19 protein-coding genes are annotated in these 15266 nt (G+C 71.9%); 15 read left to right on the forward strand and 4 right to left on the reverse strand.

Going from position 1 to position 15266, the window contains the following annotated elements:
- The first annotated feature begins 3 nt into the window (after nucleotides 1-3).
- From ACWDD7_RS31740 to ACWDD7_RS31750, 3 genes are read left to right on the forward strand one after another with little or no spacing between them, the layout of a single operon-like run.
- Complete coding sequence (locus ACWDD7_RS31740) at nucleotides 4-372, forward strand: hypothetical protein (RefSeq protein WP_450459932.1); 369 nt, start codon at nucleotides 4-6, stop codon at nucleotides 370-372.
- The gene (locus ACWDD7_RS31745) at nucleotides 369-893 is read left to right on the forward strand and encodes a helicase-related protein (protein ID WP_450459933.1); all 525 of its coding nucleotides are present in this window, start codon (nucleotides 369-371) and stop codon (nucleotides 891-893) included. Before ACWDD7_RS31740 ends, ACWDD7_RS31745 begins: the two co-directional genes overlap by 4 nt.
- A gap of 30 nt (nucleotides 894-923) precedes the next feature.
- Complete coding sequence (locus ACWDD7_RS31750) at nucleotides 924-1145, forward strand: methyltransferase (RefSeq protein ID WP_450459934.1); 222 nt, start codon at nucleotides 924-926, stop codon at nucleotides 1143-1145.
- A 13-nt stretch (nucleotides 1146-1158) separates the two neighbouring features.
- Here ACWDD7_RS31750 and ACWDD7_RS31755 read toward each other — a convergent pair whose 3' ends face one another.
- Together ACWDD7_RS31755 and ACWDD7_RS31760 are read right to left on the reverse strand one after the other, a co-directional pair.
- Entirely contained in the window at nucleotides 1159-1347 is a 189-nt protein-coding gene (locus ACWDD7_RS31755; RefSeq protein ID WP_351876209.1) for a DUF397 domain-containing protein, read from the reverse strand.
- On the reverse strand, nucleotides 1344-2207 hold the full coding sequence (locus tag ACWDD7_RS31760) for a helix-turn-helix domain-containing protein (protein ID WP_351876212.1): 864 nt from the start codon (nucleotides 2205-2207) through the stop codon (nucleotides 1344-1346). Before ACWDD7_RS31760 ends, ACWDD7_RS31755 begins: the two co-directional genes overlap by 4 nt.
- Nucleotides 2208-2313: 106 nt before the next feature.
- On the opposite strand from ACWDD7_RS31760, the gene ACWDD7_RS31765 reads away from it, so the two are divergent.
- The 11 genes from ACWDD7_RS31765 (at nucleotide 2314) to ACWDD7_RS31815 (ending at nucleotide 12759) form a co-directional block, all read left to right on the forward strand.
- Nucleotides 2314-2790 carry an ATP-binding protein gene (locus ACWDD7_RS31765; RefSeq protein ID WP_450459935.1) on the forward strand — a complete coding sequence of 159 codons (477 nt, stop codon included), beginning with the start codon at nucleotides 2314-2316 and terminating at the stop codon, nucleotides 2788-2790.
- Nucleotides 2791-3008: 218 nt separating this feature from the next.
- Nucleotides 3009-3917 carry a helix-turn-helix domain-containing protein gene (locus tag ACWDD7_RS31770; protein WP_450459936.1) on the forward strand — a complete coding sequence of 303 codons (909 nt, stop codon included), beginning with the start codon at nucleotides 3009-3011 and terminating at the stop codon, nucleotides 3915-3917.
- Nucleotides 3918-4538, forward strand: a complete 621-nt coding sequence (locus tag ACWDD7_RS31775) for a Uma2 family endonuclease (RefSeq protein ID WP_450459937.1) — start codon at nucleotides 3918-3920, stop codon at nucleotides 4536-4538.
- A 153-nt stretch (nucleotides 4539-4691) separates the two neighbouring features.
- Entirely contained in the window at nucleotides 4692-5387 is a 696-nt protein-coding gene (locus tag ACWDD7_RS31780; RefSeq protein WP_285559603.1) for a hypothetical protein, read from the forward strand.
- A 10-nt stretch (nucleotides 5388-5397) separates the two neighbouring features.
- On the forward strand, nucleotides 5398-6258 hold the full coding sequence (gene mshB / locus ACWDD7_RS31785; protein WP_450459938.1) for an N-acetyl-1-D-myo-inositol-2-amino-2-deoxy-alpha-D-glucopyranoside deacetylase: 861 nt from the start codon (nucleotides 5398-5400) through the stop codon (nucleotides 6256-6258).
- Nucleotides 6255-6686 (forward strand): DUF6113 family protein, encoded by a 432-nt coding sequence (locus ACWDD7_RS31790; RefSeq protein WP_351876227.1) that lies wholly within the window; start codon nucleotides 6255-6257, stop codon nucleotides 6684-6686. Before mshB ends, ACWDD7_RS31790 begins: the two co-directional genes overlap by 4 nt.
- Before the next feature lie 198 nt (nucleotides 6687-6884).
- Nucleotides 6885-9131 carry a hypothetical protein gene (locus ACWDD7_RS31795; RefSeq protein WP_450459939.1) on the forward strand — a complete coding sequence of 749 codons (2247 nt, stop codon included), beginning with the start codon at nucleotides 6885-6887 and terminating at the stop codon, nucleotides 9129-9131.
- 148 nt (nucleotides 9132-9279) lie between these two features.
- The gene (locus ACWDD7_RS31800) at nucleotides 9280-10215 is read left to right on the forward strand and encodes an ABC transporter ATP-binding protein (RefSeq protein ID WP_351875004.1); all 936 of its coding nucleotides are present in this window, start codon (nucleotides 9280-9282) and stop codon (nucleotides 10213-10215) included.
- Nucleotides 10212-10949 (forward strand): ABC transporter permease, encoded by a 738-nt coding sequence (locus tag ACWDD7_RS31805; RefSeq protein WP_351875001.1) that lies wholly within the window; start codon nucleotides 10212-10214, stop codon nucleotides 10947-10949. The genes ACWDD7_RS31800 and ACWDD7_RS31805 overlap by 4 nt, the downstream gene beginning before the upstream one ends.
- Before the next feature lie 5 nt (nucleotides 10950-10954).
- Nucleotides 10955-12148: a sensor histidine kinase gene (locus ACWDD7_RS31810; protein ID WP_450459961.1), complete on the forward strand. Its 1194-nt coding sequence runs from the start codon at nucleotides 10955-10957 to the stop codon at nucleotides 12146-12148.
- On the forward strand, nucleotides 12145-12759 hold the full coding sequence (locus ACWDD7_RS31815) for a response regulator transcription factor (protein WP_351874999.1): 615 nt from the start codon (nucleotides 12145-12147) through the stop codon (nucleotides 12757-12759). The genes ACWDD7_RS31810 and ACWDD7_RS31815 overlap by 4 nt, the downstream gene beginning before the upstream one ends.
- Nucleotides 12760-12778: 19 nt before the next feature.
- Here ACWDD7_RS31815 and ACWDD7_RS31820 read toward each other — a convergent pair whose 3' ends face one another.
- On the reverse strand, nucleotides 12779-13645 hold the full coding sequence (locus ACWDD7_RS31820) for a SirB1 family protein (RefSeq protein ID WP_450459940.1): 867 nt from the start codon (nucleotides 13643-13645) through the stop codon (nucleotides 12779-12781).
- A gap of 29 nt (nucleotides 13646-13674) precedes the next feature.
- A complete protein-coding gene (locus ACWDD7_RS31825) occupies nucleotides 13675-14694 on the reverse strand; it encodes a GNAT family N-acetyltransferase (protein WP_351874993.1) in 1020 nt (339 codons plus the stop codon).
- A gap of 140 nt (nucleotides 14695-14834) precedes the next feature.
- On the opposite strand from ACWDD7_RS31825, the gene fdxA reads away from it, so the two are divergent.
- On the forward strand, nucleotides 14835-15155 hold the full coding sequence (fdxA, locus tag ACWDD7_RS31830) for a ferredoxin (RefSeq protein ID WP_014674796.1): 321 nt from the start codon (nucleotides 14835-14837) through the stop codon (nucleotides 15153-15155).
- Nucleotides 15156-15266: the final 111 nt, after the last annotated feature.

Below are 15266 nucleotides of genomic sequence, written 5' to 3' on the forward strand. Positions count from 1 at the left end.
GGCGTGGACCGGAGACTGAGGGAACTGGCGAAGGCGTCACCCAACTTCGGGCGGCTGTACGGGTACCAGCCTCTCCTGGCGATCTACGGCTCGCAGGCCGAACTCACCGTTCTGACCAACCCGAACGCGGCCTACGTCAGCGCCGGTCAGTTCGGTGAGGTCCTGGCCGAGGAGTTCGTCACCCGTACGGGCACCCGGGTCGAAGGCACCCGCCAGGTCGACCGCTTGAACGCACTCACGCGCGCCGGCGTGCTCGTGGGCTGGAGCCGTGCGGCTTTCGACAAGCTGCGCCGAGGCCGGAACGACGCCGCGCACAACCACCTCTGGACGAGGACTTCGCCTACACCACCTCGCAGCTGGGTCGCTCGGTGATCACCGAGGACGAGATCCGCGCCGTGCTGACGACGTACAAGAACAACTGGCAGCGCTGGTTCCCATGCCGGGCAGATCTTCCCAAGACGCTGGTCTTCGCGGCGGGCGACGACCACGCCGAGGAGGTGCTGAAGCAGGTCAAGGAGGTCTTCGGGCGGGGCGATGAGTTCGCGAAGAAGATCACCTACCGGTCGCGGGCGAACGGTGACGACCCCGACTCCCTCATCAACGACCTGCGGAACGCGCCCCGCCTGCGGGTCGCGGTGACCGTCGACATGATCGCCACGGGCACGGACGTGAAGCCGCTGGAGTGCGTGATCTTCCTGCGCTCGGTGAAGAGCCCGGTCCTCTTCGAGCAGATGAAGGGCCGGGGGGCCCGCTCCATCGACCCGGACGACCTGAAGAAGGTGACTCCGGAGGCGGCTTCCGACCTGACGAAGGACCGTTTCGTCCTCATCGACGCGGTGGGCGTCACCGATTCGCCTCTGGTGGACGCCCGCCCCCTGATCCCGGCCGGGTAGGCGGCTACGAAGTCGTCCAGGTGCGCGCGGGTGAGCGGCACCGCGGCTCGCCGGGCGATCGCGCGTGACAAGGTCAACCTCGACATCACGTGGATGAAGGACCCGGCCCTCGACGACGCCGACAGCGGTCTGCCGCCCGAGGTGATCGCCGAGGAGATCGTCCGCGACCTCCAGTCCGCCCTGAACGAGTTCACGGCCATCGCCCGCTCCCTGGGCGGCGAGGTGGACGTACCGGAGGTCGAGGTCGAGTAATCGGCCGGTCGGGTCAGTCTTCGGAGGCGTACGACACGAAGCGAGCCCAGGCCCCCGGCGCCAGCGTGAGCCGGGGGCCCTCGACGTTCTTGGAGTCGCGGACGTGGATGGTGCGGGGCGCTATGGCGATCTCGACGCAGGAGTCGCCGTCGGGGCCGTCGCTGTAGCTGCTCTTGAACCACGTCAGCGTGCGGGTGGTCAATTTACTTCTCCCAGCAGTTGCTCGATGAGGGTCAGTGACTCCCCGGGCGGCAGAGCCTGAGCCCGGATGGTCCCGTACCGCAGTTCAAGAACGCGTAGTTCCTTGAGGTTCGAGACCGGACGTCCGTTGAAAGCGCCGTCCGCGCGTCCCACCGCCGTGCCGTCCTCGAACTTCAGCAACTCGATCCTGCCGCTCATGCCAGGGTGTGGCGGGCTGTCCAGCGGCATCACCTGAAGCGTGACATTGTTCAACCGCCCCGCTTCCAGCAGGCGTTCGAACTGCTGTCGCCGCACCATTGTGCCTCCGACACTGCGGCGCAGAGTCGACTCCTCCAGGACGAACCCGAGGGCCGGTGCGGGTGACCGCTCGAAGATGGACTGCCTGGCCATGCGGGCGGCCACACGCCGTTCCAAGTCCTCCGGCGTGTAGGCGGGCAGCCAGCACTCCAGCAAGGCTCGCGCGTGCTCGGGCGTCTGTAACAGGCCGGGGATGCTGCTGCACACGTACACGCCGATTTCGACCGCCTTCGCCTCCGATTCCGCCATGTCCCGCACCTTCTTGGGATACCGGACCTTGGCCACGTCCTCCTTCATCGCCGAGATCAGCCCACCCGCCCTCAACACCCTGTCGGCGTTGTCCAGGTACCCGGGCTGGGGGATCCGCTTCCCGCCCTCGACCTTGTAGATCAGGTCCTCGCCGTAGCCGATGGCCTTGCCGAACTCGCCGGCCCTCATCCCCGCCGCCTCCCGGCGCAGCTTCAACTGTCGTCCCACCGTGGCGATGACCGCGACGCCCCACTCGTCATCCGGATCCACCTCCCAACCCGGCTCGTCCGACTCGCCCTTGAGTTCGTCCGTCATCACCCCTCCTGACACGTGCCGACGCTCCGGACAACCACCGGACAGTCACCGTACGCAACGGCGTAATCACTCATCACGGTAGGCGTAGTCGGCCACTCTGAGTGACGTGAATCAGAAATTCGCCGACCCCAGCGCCCGAAACGTCGAACTCGGCAGCGCCGTCCCCTACTTCACCGTCCTGCTGTCCTCCACCCCACGCGGAGCCCGCCTGGCCCGGCTGCTCGCGGCCGACCAGCTCCGAAGCTGGGGAATTCCATCGGAGTCCGCGACGCACATCGTGGCGGAGCTGGCCGCCAACGCCGCCACCCACGGCCGTCTGCCCGGCCGCAGCTTCCGCCTCACGCTCTACGTGGTCGGCCACACTCTGCGCATCGAAGTCGCCGACACGCGCGGTGACCGTCTGCCCGAGCTTCAAGTACCGGACGCGCACGCCGGGTCCGGTCGTGGCCTGCTGATCGTGGACGCGCTCGCCGACCGCTGGGATGTCGCCGAGGGCCCTTTCCCGCGCAAGACCATCTGGGCCGAACTGTGCCTTCAGACACCGGAACCCGCCCCCACGGGTTCCGGTGACACCGGCGGCTGAAAGCCAAGAACGGACGGGGAAAAGAACCCACCAAACCCCACCCCTCCCGCCCGAGCCGGTCGCTCACTCGGCCGGGTGAATATGCCTGCGTCAGCTGGATTTCACCGCCCCAGCTACCCATACGCTCAGCGCAACACCACCGCAGACATGCGACGGCCCTCGCCGGGAAGGCAATCCCAGTGCGAGGGCCTGACCACCGAGGAAGAGGCAACTTCCCGATGGATACCCAGGACCCTAGCGCGCCCCCGCGCGCCCAGTCCGGCATTGGCGGCAACAAGCACCCGAACCGGGGCCCTCAAGCCGCCGCACGCTCCGGCTCCGGCGGGCTCACCCACGACAACACCCGCCACACCACCCGCTTCACGGTGATCGGCAACCACCTGGTCCAGCACCCCGACCTCTCTCTCCTCGCGATCGGTCTGGCCTGCCACATCCAGTCGCTGCCGAAGGGCGCCCGCGTCGACATCAAGACCCTTTCCGCCCGTTTCCCCGAGGGCGCCACCCGGATCGCCGCCGCCCTGCGTGAGTTGGAGACCCACGGCTACCTGCGCCGCGAACGCTCCCGCGTCCCCGGCGGCCGTATCGTCACGCGGACCATTTCCTGCAATCAGCCGACAGCCCAGCGCCACCATCCCGACAGGCCCGGCTGCCCCACCCGGCGGCCGGCACGACCGGCGGCGGCACCGGCACAGCGCCCTCCCCGTGCCGCCCCCAAGCCCCTCCCTGCCGTACCCCAGCCGGCCTGCACCGCCCCCGCCGCCCTCCAGGCCGCCGCCGACCTCCTCGTCGATCTGCGCCGCCACGACCCGGGCCTGCTCCTCTCGGAGAAGGACACGGCACATCTGGCCCCCGGCGTCGCCGCCTGGCTGGAGCGCGACGTCAGCCCCGCGGCCGTGCGCGGGGCACTGACCGCCGATCTGCCACCTGAGGGGCTACGACGCCCCGCCGCCCTTCTGGCCCACCGCCTCGCCGCCCAGCTGCCACCCCCACCGCCGTTCCGGGCTCCGGCCGCCCCACAGCCCGTACGGCACCCTTTCCAGACCTGCGACGGTTGCGACCGTCCCTTCCGCGCACCCGCCCCTGGCCGCTGCCGCGACTGCCGAACCGATTCCCCGGAGGCCACCTGAATGAACGGGCTCCCGGAGAACGCGCAGCAGGGCGCCTCCCACCTCTACCGGGCCATGCGTGACTTCGTGGAGTCCACGGACGGCACCCTCCCCGGCAAGTTCGAGATCACGAAGGAGGGGATCGTCCTCGACACGAGCGCGCGTGTCCGGCCGCACGAGCTCACCGCGCTGCGTCTCCGGAAACGCCTGGAGAAGGTCATGCCCGAGGAGATCGTGGCCCACACGGGCGAACCCGATGTGGAGGTGGAGCCGGAAGGCATCATGCGCCGCCCTGACATCATGGTGATCGCCGAGGCGGACATGGAAGGAGAGGGGTCCTTCGACCCTCGTACGCTCATCGCCGCCATCGAGATCGTCTCCCGGTCCAACCCGGACAACGACTGGGTCACCAAGATGCGCGACTATCCCCTGATCGGCATCCCGGCCTACGCGATCTTCGACCCGCGCACCGGCACCGGTGCCGTCTTCGCGGACATCCACCCGACCCCCGGCGGCCCCCGTTACGCCACCCGCAAGGACTTCGTCTACGGCGAGGACGTCACCATTGCCGACTGGACCATCTCGACGGACGGCCTGCCGCGCTACAAGGACGAGGGCGCCGAGCCGGAGCCCCGGTCCTGAAGCCGAAGAGCGTCTTTCCGGATACGGATGAGCCGGTTTCGGCCACCTTGATCCGAGGTGGCAGGCCCTGGCTTGACTGACCCCCCTACGTCAGGGGAATCGTTCTCGTAAAGATCGTCAAGATCGTCGCGAAGATTTCTCCCGGGGTAGCACATGGCCATTTCCAGACCGCAGACACGGCAGTTCGAGGCGTTCATGACGAACCTGTCCTACGCCCGGCGCATGGTCAAAGCGGGTGCCATGCTCACGCCCTTCAGGTCTCCGACGATCGACATCGACGACTTCTACCGGGCGGCCTGGGTTCAGGCGGTCGCGGCCATCGATCACTGGCTGCACGAGGAGGTCCTGCGCCGGGTCGCCGAGCTGGCGGCCAAGGACAGTCCTGAGATGCCGTACCAGCTCCGGGTCTACGAGCTGCCTTTGCACACGGTCGAGGCTGTGCGGCGTGGCGATGTGGCCCTGTCCGAAGCCGTGGTCGAGCACCTGAGGGAAAAGCTGTCGGGACAGGCGCTCCAGCATCCCGGAAAGATTTCCGAAGTACTCAAACTCGTAACGGAAAAGAAAGTCTGGTATGAGGCGGCGGGATGCGTCAACAAGGAATTCTTCCAGGGGCGCACCACATTCAACGAGAAGAAGCTCCGCAGCCGCTATCTGGAGATCACCCGGCGACGTAACAAAATCGCGCATGACGCCGACCTGATCGACGGCGACCTGAAACAGCGGCGCCCCATGGACGAGGCGGAGGTGACGGACGCCATCGACTGGATCGAGCGCATCGCACTGGCCATCGCTCACGTTCTCGACAGCAAAGACCAGGAGGTGACCGAAGGAGGCCCGGCCGCCTCGTAGGCTGGTCCCCATGACGGAACTGCCAGCCCGGCGTCTTCTCCTGGTGCACGCGCACCCGGACGACGAGTCGATCAACAACGGCGCCACCATGGCCAAGTACGTGGCCGAGGGTGCCCAGGTGACCCTGGTCACCTGCACCCTGGGGGAGCGGGGGGAGTCCATCCCGCCCGAGCTGCGGCATCTGACCGGCGCGGCGCTCGGCGCGTACCGGCGCGGTGAGCTGGCCGCCGCCCTCGCCGAGCTGGGGGTCACCGACGCCCGGCTGCTCGGCGGCGCGGGCCGCTACGGCGACTCCGGGATGATGGGCATCGCCGACAACGAGGACCCCGGCTGCTTCTGGCAGGCCGACGTGGACGAGGCCGCGGGGCACCTCGTCGAGGTCATCCTGGAGGTCCGCCCCCAGGTCCTCGTCACCTACGACGACAACGGCGGGTACGGCCACCCGGACCACATCCAGGCCCACCGCGTCGCCATGCGCGCCGTCGACCTCGCGGCCGAGCGCGGGCACGACATCGACAAGGTCTACTGGATCCGCACCCCGCGCTCCGTCGCCGAGGACGCCTTCGCCCGGCTCCAGGACGAGCTGCCGTCCCTGCCCTTCGAGAAGAGCGCGGCCCTCGACGACGTACCCGGCGTGGTGGACGACGCCCGTGTCACCACCGCCGTCGACGGCGCCGCGCACGCCGCCGCCAAGACCGCCGCGATGCGCGCCCACGCCACCCAGGTCGAGGTGGCCGGGTCCTGCTTCGCCCTGTCGAACGAGCTGGCCCAGCCGCTGTTCACCACCGAATACTACGAGTTGGTGCGCGGCACCGCCGTTCCCGGTGAGACCGACCTGTTCGCCGGTATCGCCGTCGAGGAAGCCCCGTGAGCGGCGCCGGAGGCGGCACCGGGACCCCGGGCCCCCTGCTCGCCCAGCCGCTGCGCCCGCCGACCCCCGGGCGGGCGGCGGCGTACGTCGGCCTCTTCCTGCTCGGCGCGGTCGTCGCGGCCGCCGGGGCCCTGGTGCAGGCCGCCTGGTTCCCCGGCGGGCTGCTGCTCGCCCTCGCGGGCGCCGTCGGGACGTTCCTCGGCGGGGCGTACGCCACCCGGTCCCGGGGTGGCGCGATGGCCCCGGCCGCGGGCTGGATCGTCACCGTCATCCTGCTCACCGCCTCCCGCCCCGAGGGCGACTTCCTCTTCGGCGCGGGCGGCGGCTCCTATCTCTTCCTGTTCGGCGGTATGGCCCTCGCTGTGATCTGTGCCACGCTCGGCGCGGGATGGCAACCGCGCGGCGGCTCCGCCCGACTTGGCAAGTGACGTACCGCTTTCCGGTGCGGCCCACGTGCGAGTTGGGTGTGGGTTTCCTCAGCGGTCAGGGGATGGACGCCAGAAGCGGCCAGTATGGTGGTGCGCGCCGCCGAGCCTCCCTCACGCGCTCGACCTCGTTCGAGCTGGGGGGACCGTCCAAGCAGTGAGGTCGGTGTCGGGCGGCGGAGCCAACTGGGAGAACCTGCCTTGAGTCGTGAAACTGACACTCCGTCCTCCGGGCCCAACGGGCGCGGCGGAGCCGCGTATCCGTCCGGTACCCCGCCGTACGGGACCCCCATGGCTTCCGGCGACGGTACGGACGGGGGCCGTTCGGGCACGCAGTCCGAGGAACGCAAGACCGAGACCACGCTGACGACCCGGATCCGGATCAACATCCCCGGGTCCCGGCCCATCCCGCCGGTCGTGGTGCGCAAGCCCGTCGGGGACGGCGAGTCCGCCGACGGCGCCCGGGACGAGAAGCCGGCCGCCGAGGCGCGCACCCCGGCCGCCCCGGCGCCCGCCCCCGAGGCCCCCGCCGAGCCCGCGGCCCAGGCCGGGGAGAAGACCAGCGACTGGTTCGCGCCCCGCAAGGCGGGTGCGCCCGCCAAGGGCGGCGCGGGCGCGAAGGGCCCCGCGGGTGCCAACGGGGCCAAGAACGCCGGGGGTTCCGGCGCTCCCGCCGGCGCTCCGGGCGCCCGTGCGGGTGCTCAGGGGGCGAACGGCGCGGCCGGTCGTCCCGGCGGCGGCCGCCCCGGCGGTGTGGTCGGCTCCATGAGCGTGCCCGGCCGCACCTCCGGCAGGACGAGCGGCTCGGGCCTGCCCGGCGCCACCGGCGGCCCCGTGGCCCCCGGACACGGCGGCGGCACCGGCTCCTTCGACGTCACCGAGGCGCTGGCCGCGGGCCCGCTGGGCGGCGGCTCCCGCGCCTCGGACGCGGGCGGCGGCGAGCCGCGCCGCGACGATCTGCCGTACTTCTCGGAGCACGGTCCCGCGGGCGGCCAGGACCCCTTCGGGGGCACCGCGGGCGCGGGCGGCGCGAACGGCGCGGGCGGTCAGGGCGGTCAGGGCGGCCCGCAGGGGCCCGCCGGGCCGACCGGCGGTCCGGTCACCGGGGACAGCCCGCTGCGGCCGGGCGCCGAGGGCCCCTACGGCCATCAGGGCGCGCCGCGCGGCGCCCTCGCGGACATCGCCGACCTCGAAGGACCGGCCGGTGCCCCGGCGGGTGTCCCGGGCGGCGGGCTCGGTCCCGGTGGCGGGCTCAGCGACGACACCGCGATCCTCACTCCGCAGAAGCCGGCCCCCGAACCGGGCACGCCCGGTTACCGGGCCCCGGACAACGTCTCCGGCCACACCGTCACCAGCGGCATTCCGGTCGTCCCGGGCGCGAACGGCGCCCCCTTCGGCGCCGGCGCCCCGGGCGGTCCCGCGGGCGGCCCGGCCGCCCCGGCGGCGCCCAAGCCCGAACCGGCCGCGGCCGCGCCCAAGGCGGCGGCCAAGCCGAAGAAGAAGGGCCGCAGCAAGCTGGTGCTGCTCTGCGTCGGCCTGGTCGTGGTCGCGGGCGGTGTCTACGGCGCCGGGCTGCTGATGAACCACACCGACGTGCCCAAGGGCACCACCGTGCTCGGTGTCGACATCGGCGGCGGCACCCGCGACGACGCCGTCAAGAAGCTCGACGACGCGTTCGGCGACCGGGTGGCCAAGCCGCTGAAGCTGTCCGTGGGCGGCCGTACGGTCATGCTCACCCCGGCCAACGCCGGTCTCCAGTTCGACTTCCAGGCCACCGCGAGCGCGGCCGCCCGAAGCGACTACAACCCGGCCTCCGTGGTCGGCACGCTCTTCGGCCGGCAGCGTGTGGTCGAGCCGGTCATGCCGGTGGACGAGGAGAAGCTCCAGGCCGCGCTCCAGCAGGCGGGCGGCGGCTCCGGCTCCGGCGCGGTGGTCGAGGGCGGCATCGAGTTCAAGGCCGGCAAGGCCGTCGCCGTCTACGGCAAGGCGGGTACGGCGATCGACGCGGCCCGCTCGACCCAGGCGATCGAACAGGCGTACCGCGCCGAGGTGGAGACGGGCGACCCGACCCCGGTCACCGTGCCCACCGCCAACCGGCAGCCGGCGGTCTCCAACGCCGAGGTCGACCGCGAGCTGAAGGAGTTCGCGAAGCCGGCCATGTCGGCGCCGGTGGTCGTGCGCACCGACGCGGCACACTCGGTCATGTTCAGCCCGCAGAAGTCGCTGTGGAAGTTCCTCGGCGTGGCCGCGGTCGGCGGCAAGCTGACCGACAAGCCCGACTACCCGGCCCTGAAGCAGCTCTACGGCCAGACCTTCGACGGCGTCCTGATCACCCGGGGCAACGGCAAGAAGACGCCGGTCACGCCCCAGGACGTCTACCTGGCCATGCGCCAGGCGCTGACCAGCACGACCAACCGTGTCGCGGTGATCAGCACGAACCCGAACTAGGGGCGCCGGTACGGCTTTCGAGGGGCGCCCGGCATGCCGCCGGGCGCCCCTCGCGGGTATGTCACCCCATCCCCATGACATCTGTCATCCGGCACCCAGGACCCCCGACACTGCCGGGCGCCACCCCCGCCCCGCCACCATGGACGCCATGACGACGACAGCGGTACCGGCCACCTCCACCTCCGCAGGGGTGGTCGGGTTCGACCAGGTGACCAAGACGTACGGGACGGTGCGGGCCGTCGACGGGCTCTCGCTGCGACTGCACCCCGGGGAGACCGTCGCCCTGCTCGGCCCCAACGGCGCGGGCAAGTCCACCACCCTCGACCTGCTCCTCGGCCTCAAGCAGCCCGACGCCGGCACGGTGTCCGTGTTCGGCACCACCCCGCGCGAGGCGATCGTGGCCGGGCGGGTCGGGGCCATGCTGCAGAGCGGCGGCCTGATGGACGACGTCACCGTCGCCGAACTGGTCAAGCTGTCCTGCTCCCTGCACCCGCGCCCGTACAAGCCGTCCGACGTGATGGCCCGCGCGGGCATCGCGCAGATCGCCGACCGCAAGGTCAACAAGCTCTCCGGCGGCCAGGCCCAGCGCGTCCGCTTCGCCCTCGCCACCGCGGGCGACAGCGACCTGATCATCCTGGACGAGCCCACCACCGGCATGGACGTCTCCGCCCGCCAGGCCTTCTGGGCCACCATGCGCGAGCAGGCCGACCAGGGCCGTACGGTCCTGTTCGCCACCCACTACCTCGAAGAGGCCGATGCCATCGCCGACCGGGTCCTGGTGCTGCACCGCGGCCGCCTGCTCGCCGACGGCACCGCCGCCGAGATCAAGGCGCGCGCGGGTGCCCGGCGGATCTCCTTCGACCTGGAGGGCACCGTCGACGCGGACGCCCTGCGCGCCCTGCCGTTCCTGACCGCCCTCGACGTGTCGGGCCAGACCGTGCGCATCCAGTCCGCCGACGCCGACGCCACCGTGCACGCCCTCTACGGCCTCGGCGTCTACCCCCGCAACCTGGAGGTCGCCGGTCTCGGCCTGGAGCAGGCGTTCGTCGCGATCACGGAGGCCGAGGAGGCCAAGCAGTCATGAACAGTCTCATCAAGCTCGAACTGACCCGCGCCCTGCGCAACAAGAAGTTCCTGTTCTTCTCGGTGCTCTACCCGGCGGTCCTCTTCCTGATCATCGCGGGCAACGCCGACGACACCAGGATGGACGGCACCGGCCTGACCCTGGCGACGTACATGATGGTGTCCATGGCCTCCTTCGGCGCCCTGACCGCCGTGCTGATGGGCAACAGCGAGCGCATCGCCAAGGAACGCGAGAGCGGCTGGGTGCGGCAGCTGCGGCTGACCGCGCTGCCCGGTCGCGGCTACGTCCTCGCCAAGACCGCCGGCGCCGCCGTGGTGAGCCTGCCGTCCATCGTGGTGGTCTTCCTGGCCGCCGCCGTGATCAAGCACGTACGCCTGGACGCGTGGCAGTGGCTCGCGCTCACCGGGGTCATCTGGGCCGGCAGCCTGGTCTTCGCCGCGCTCGGCGTGGCCATCGGCTACCTCGCCTCCGGGGACGCGGTCCGCCCGATCACGATGATCGTCTACTTCGGCCTGTCGATCCTCGGCGGCCTGTGGATGCCGTCGACCACCTTCCCGCAGTTCCTGCAGGACATCGCCGAGTGGCTGCCCACCCACGCGTACGCCGCGCTGGGCCGGGCCATCGAGCAGAGCCAGGCCCCGCACACGACGGACATCGCCGTCCTCGCCGTGTACTTCGTCCTCTTCGCGGGCGGCGCGGCCTGGCTGTACCGGAAGGACACGCTGAAGGCGTGAGCACCATGACGGAAGACCCGACGGCGGCCGGGGCGCGGCCAAAGACGCAGGTCCGGATCGGACAGGGCCCGCACGGCCGGCGCGAGCTGCTGGTCAAGGTGCTGTGGATCGGCGTCTGGCTGGTCTTCCTCAGCTCCCCGGTCGGCGACCTGGCCGGCGGCCGGCACACCCCGGCCGGCACCGTGGCGGGCGCGATCGGCCTCACCGCCTTCGTGGCCACGTACCTGGCGCTGGTCTTCCGGCAGATGGGGCAGCCCTTCTCGCCGCGGGCCGTGGCCTCGCTGCTCGCGGTCCTCGCCGTCCTCGCGCCCGTCCTGATGTACTGCCTCGGCCTCGAATGGAGCGGACTGTTCGTCTACCTCTCGGTGGCCTGCGGGGCGACCCTGCCGCTGCGGGCGGCGTGCTGGGCGATCCCGGGCTGCGGCCTCGTGATGTACCTCGTCGGGCTGCGCTGGGGGGCGTACGCGGTCGACGACCTGCTGCCGCTGGTCGTGCTGATCGGGTTCGCGATGGTCGGTGTGGGGCAACTGGTGCGGACCACCGTGGAGTTGCGCAAGGCGCGGGCCACCGTCGCCCAGCTCGCCGCCAACGAGGAGCGGCTGCGCCTCGCCCGCGACCTGCACGACCTGCTGGGCCACTCGCTCTCCCTGATCACGCTGAAGAGCGAGCTGGCGGGCCGGATGCTGCCCGGGCACCCCGACAAGGCGGCCCAGCAGGTCGCCGACATCGAACAGGTCAGCCGGCAGGCCCTGGTGGACGTCCGGGAGGCCGTCACCGGCTACCGGCGCCCCCGGCTCGCCGTCGAGCTGGCGGGCACCCAGGTGGCCCTCACGGCCGCGGGCGTGGCCGCCGAGATGCCGGCCGAGCCCGACCTCGCGGACGTGCCCGGGGAGGCCGAGTCCGCGCTCGCCTGGGCGCTGCGCGAGGCGGTCACCAACGTGGTGCGGCACAGCGGCGCCGACCGGTGCGCCGTACGGCTCGCGCGCCGCCAGACGCTGGACGGGCCGATGCTCGAACTCGCCGTCGAGGACAATGGGTCGGGCGGTGGCAGCGGAGGCTTCGGCAACGGTCTGACCGGGCTGACCGAGCGCCTGGAGAAGGCCGGCGGCACCCTGGAGGCGGGCCGGGTCAAGCACGGATTCCGGCTGGTCGCCCGCGTGCCGGTGGCCCCCGCCGGGGACGTAGGATCCGGGGCATGACGCGCACGATCAGGGTCCTGCTGGCCGAGGACCAGTCCATGGTCCGCGAGGCGCTGGCCGCGCTGCTCGGCCTGGAGGACGACATCGAGGTCGTCGCGCAGGTCGCGCGCGGGGACGAGGTGCTCGGGGCGGTCGGGGCGCACGACGTGGACGTGGCGCTGCTGGACATCGAGATGCCGGGCTGCACCGGCATCGAGGCCGCGGCACGGGTCCACCGGGACTTCCCCGGGGTCAAGTTGGTCGTCCTCACCACCTTCGGGCGGCCCGGCTATCTGCGCAGCGCCATGGAGGCCGGCGCCGACGCCTTCCTCGTCAAGGACGCGCCCGCGGCCCAGCTCGCCGCCGCCGTGCGCAAGGTGCTCGCCGGGGAGCGGGTCATCGACCCCACGCTGGCCGCCGCCGCGCTCGCCGAGGGTGCCAACCCGCTCACCGAGCGCGAGCGCGAGGTGCTGCGCGCCGCGGCCGACGGCTCCACCAACGCCGAACTGGCCAAGGTCCTGCACCTGTCCCAGGGCACGGTCCGCAACTACCTCTCCACGGCCATCCAGAAACTCGCCGTCCGCAACCGGGCGGAGGCGGTGCGCACCGCGCGGGAGAAGGGCTGGCTCTAGGACTTCTCGGTACGGGGGGTCAGTTGAGCTTGGCGCGGGCCGTGCGGGCCTGTTGCCGTACCCGTTCGGCGGCAGGTTCGTCGACGACCTCGATCAGCTCGGCGTACGCGTCCAGTTCGTCCGCTCCCGCCGTGAACTGCCCGCGTTGCACCAGTAGTTGCCCGCGCTCGTAACGCAGCCGGGCCGGGTGCGCGGGGATCAGCAGCGCGAGTTCCACCGCGCGCAGCGCCACGTCCGAGCGTTCGGGGCGGGCCGCGGCCCATGCCCGGATGTTGTTCAGGATGCGCTGCACGACCTCCAGCGGCGGCGCGGGCTCCAGCATCCCGGGGTCCAGCGGCGCGCCGGTCGCGCCGACCACGAGCAGCTCGGCGTCCGGCCCGGTCAGCACCCGCCCGCCCTCGAACGGATCGGCCAGCACCTGCTCCCCGGTGGCCCCGAACCCGACCACGAAGTGCCCCGGCAGCGCGACCCCGTACACCGGAGCCCCGGCCCGCCGGGCGACCTCCAGCCACACCACCGACAGCAGGATCGGCAGCCCGCGCCGGCGCCGCAGCACCTCGTGCAGCAGCGAGGACTCCAGACGCTGGTAGTCGCCGGGGGTGCCGTGGAACCCGTAGCGCCCGCCGAGCAGCCGCCGCACCGCCTCCGCCCAGGCGCGCGGCCCGCCGGGCCGGTACGGCAGCTCGCCCGCGAGCCGGTCCAGCTCCGCCTGCGCGGTGTCGATCCCGGCCTCGTCCAGCGCGCCGTCCGCCTCCGCGGCGATCAGCAGGCACAGCGCCGCCAGGTCCGGCCGCTCGGACCGCGCCTCCTCGGCGAACCGCGCCCGCACCTCGGCGGACCGCTCGGGCGGGGGCGGGTACGGGGGCGGCAGGTATGGATGCTGCATGGCAGGCTCCTGCCCTTCCGTAGGGGTTCTTACGACTGGTCGTGGGCGGATCGTTCCTCCGGCTCACGGAAGTAGTGGTACGCGTGGTGCCGGGCGAAGCCCAGCCCGGCGTACATGGCCTGCGCGGGTTCGTTGCCGGTCTCCACCTGGAGCCAGGCGGCCGAGGCGCCCTCGGCCAGGGCGCGCCGGGCGAGGGCGGCCATCACCTCGGTGGCGAGGCCCTGCCGCCGGCGCTCGGGGGCCACCTCGACGGCGGCGAAGCCGGCCCACCGCCCGTCCACGACACACCGCCCGATCGCCGCCGGGGCCGTGCCCGCCGCGCCGGGTACGGAGGCGAACCACACCGAGGGCCCGCCGGCGAGCACCCGCAGGGCCACCTCGCTCACCCCCTTGCGCTGGTACCGCGTGAGCCATGCCTCGTCCGCCTCGCGGGCGAGGACCACATCCGCGCCCTCGGCCCGGTCCGCGAGCGGGGCCAGGGCGCCCGTCCACACCTCGGCGGTCACCTCCCGCACCCAGCCGCGCCGCTCCAGCTCCGCGCACAGCAGCTCCTGCGTGCCCTCGGCGCCGGTCGAGGCCTGGACGTACGCGGGCAGCCCGCGCTCGCCGTACCAGCGTCGTACGGCCGCCAGGGCCGCGTCGAGCGGGCACCCGGGATCGCCCAGCGCCAGCACGCTGTTGGCCCGCCGTGTGTACCCTCCGGCGGCCCTCAGCTCCCACTCGCCGAGCAACTCGCTCTCCACCGGACGCCACCCGCGCGAGGCGACCCGCGACAGCTCCTCGTAGCCCGCCGCGGGACCCCGGCGGCGCGCCGGGGCGGCCGGTACGACCTTGCCCGCCACGAGCGAGGTTTCCGGAAACCGGACACCTGTGCCGTCTCGTTGTGTGATCATGAGCACGCCATGATCCCAAAATGTGAGAACGCCCACCGTGTCGGTGAACTTCTCCCGCGCCGCACCGGGTTCGCCCAACCGTCGTACGGAGACGCGTTTCCCCACGTCAGCGGGGGTGATTCGGACTTCCAGGCGTCCCCTTGCCGAGATTTCCACTGGTCAGTTCACCCCTCCTGTTCGGATCATGCTCCGGAACGGAGATACTAGGGGCGGGCATCGACGACGCCGCGCTCCCGCGCGCCAGGCGGCGGAGCCTGAGGAGGCCCGCCAGCGCCCTATCGAGGAGGAACGACAGCGTGACCTACGTCATCGCGCAGCCTTGTGTCGACGTCAAGGACAAGGCGTGCATCGAGGAGTGCCCGGTCGACTGCATCTACGAGGGCCAGCGGTCCTTGTACATCCACCCGGACGAATGCGTCGACTGTGGTGCCTGTGAGCCGGTCTGCCCGGTCGAGGCGATCTTCTACGAGGACGACGTCCCGGAGGAGTGGAAGGACTACTACAAGGCGAACGTCGAGTTCTTCGACGAGCTGGGCTCGCCCGGCGGCGCCAGCAAGCTGGGGCTGATCGAGCGCGACCACCCCTTCGTCGCCGCGCTGCCGCCGCAGGGCGAGTGACCGTTTAGCGCCAAGCGGCCGGCACCGCGCCGCCTCGGTCCCGTACGGCCCCGATCGCCTGATCACCGCCGCACGGGACCGAGGCGTTTGCCGCACCAGACGAAAGTGAGC

Source organism: Streptomyces sp. NPDC001056 (assembly GCF_053598955.1).

Excerpts from the sequence above, each read along its gene's own strand:
- ACWDD7_RS31770 (WP_450459936.1), top strand. The coding sequence starts at position 3,009 with ATGGATACCCAGGACCCTAGCGCGCCCCCGCGCGCCCAGTCCGGCATT.
- ACWDD7_RS31775 (WP_450459937.1), top strand. The coding sequence starts at position 3,918 with ATGAACGGGCTCCCGGAGAACGCGCAGCAGGGCGCCTCCCACCTCTAC.
- mshB (WP_450459938.1), top strand. The coding sequence starts at position 5,398 with ATGACGGAACTGCCAGCCCGGCGTCTTCTCCTGGTGCACGCGCACCCG.
- ACWDD7_RS31810 (WP_450459961.1), top strand. The coding sequence starts at position 10,955 with ATGACGGAAGACCCGACGGCGGCCGGGGCGCGGCCAAAGACGCAGGTC.
- ACWDD7_RS31800 (WP_351875004.1), top strand. The coding sequence starts at position 9,280 with ATGACGACGACAGCGGTACCGGCCACCTCCACCTCCGCAGGGGTGGTC.
- ACWDD7_RS31805 (WP_351875001.1), top strand. The coding sequence starts at position 10,212 with ATGAACAGTCTCATCAAGCTCGAACTGACCCGCGCCCTGCGCAACAAG.
- ACWDD7_RS31760 (WP_351876212.1), bottom strand. The coding sequence starts at position 2,207 with ATGACGGACGAACTCAAGGGCGAGTCGGACGAGCCGGGTTGGGAGGTG.
- ACWDD7_RS31815 (WP_351874999.1), top strand. The coding sequence starts at position 12,145 with ATGACGCGCACGATCAGGGTCCTGCTGGCCGAGGACCAGTCCATGGTC.
- ACWDD7_RS31780 (WP_285559603.1), top strand. The coding sequence starts at position 4,692 with ATGGCCATTTCCAGACCGCAGACACGGCAGTTCGAGGCGTTCATGACG.
- ACWDD7_RS31820 (WP_450459940.1), bottom strand. The coding sequence starts at position 13,645 with ATGCAGCATCCATACCTGCCGCCCCCGTACCCGCCCCCGCCCGAGCGG.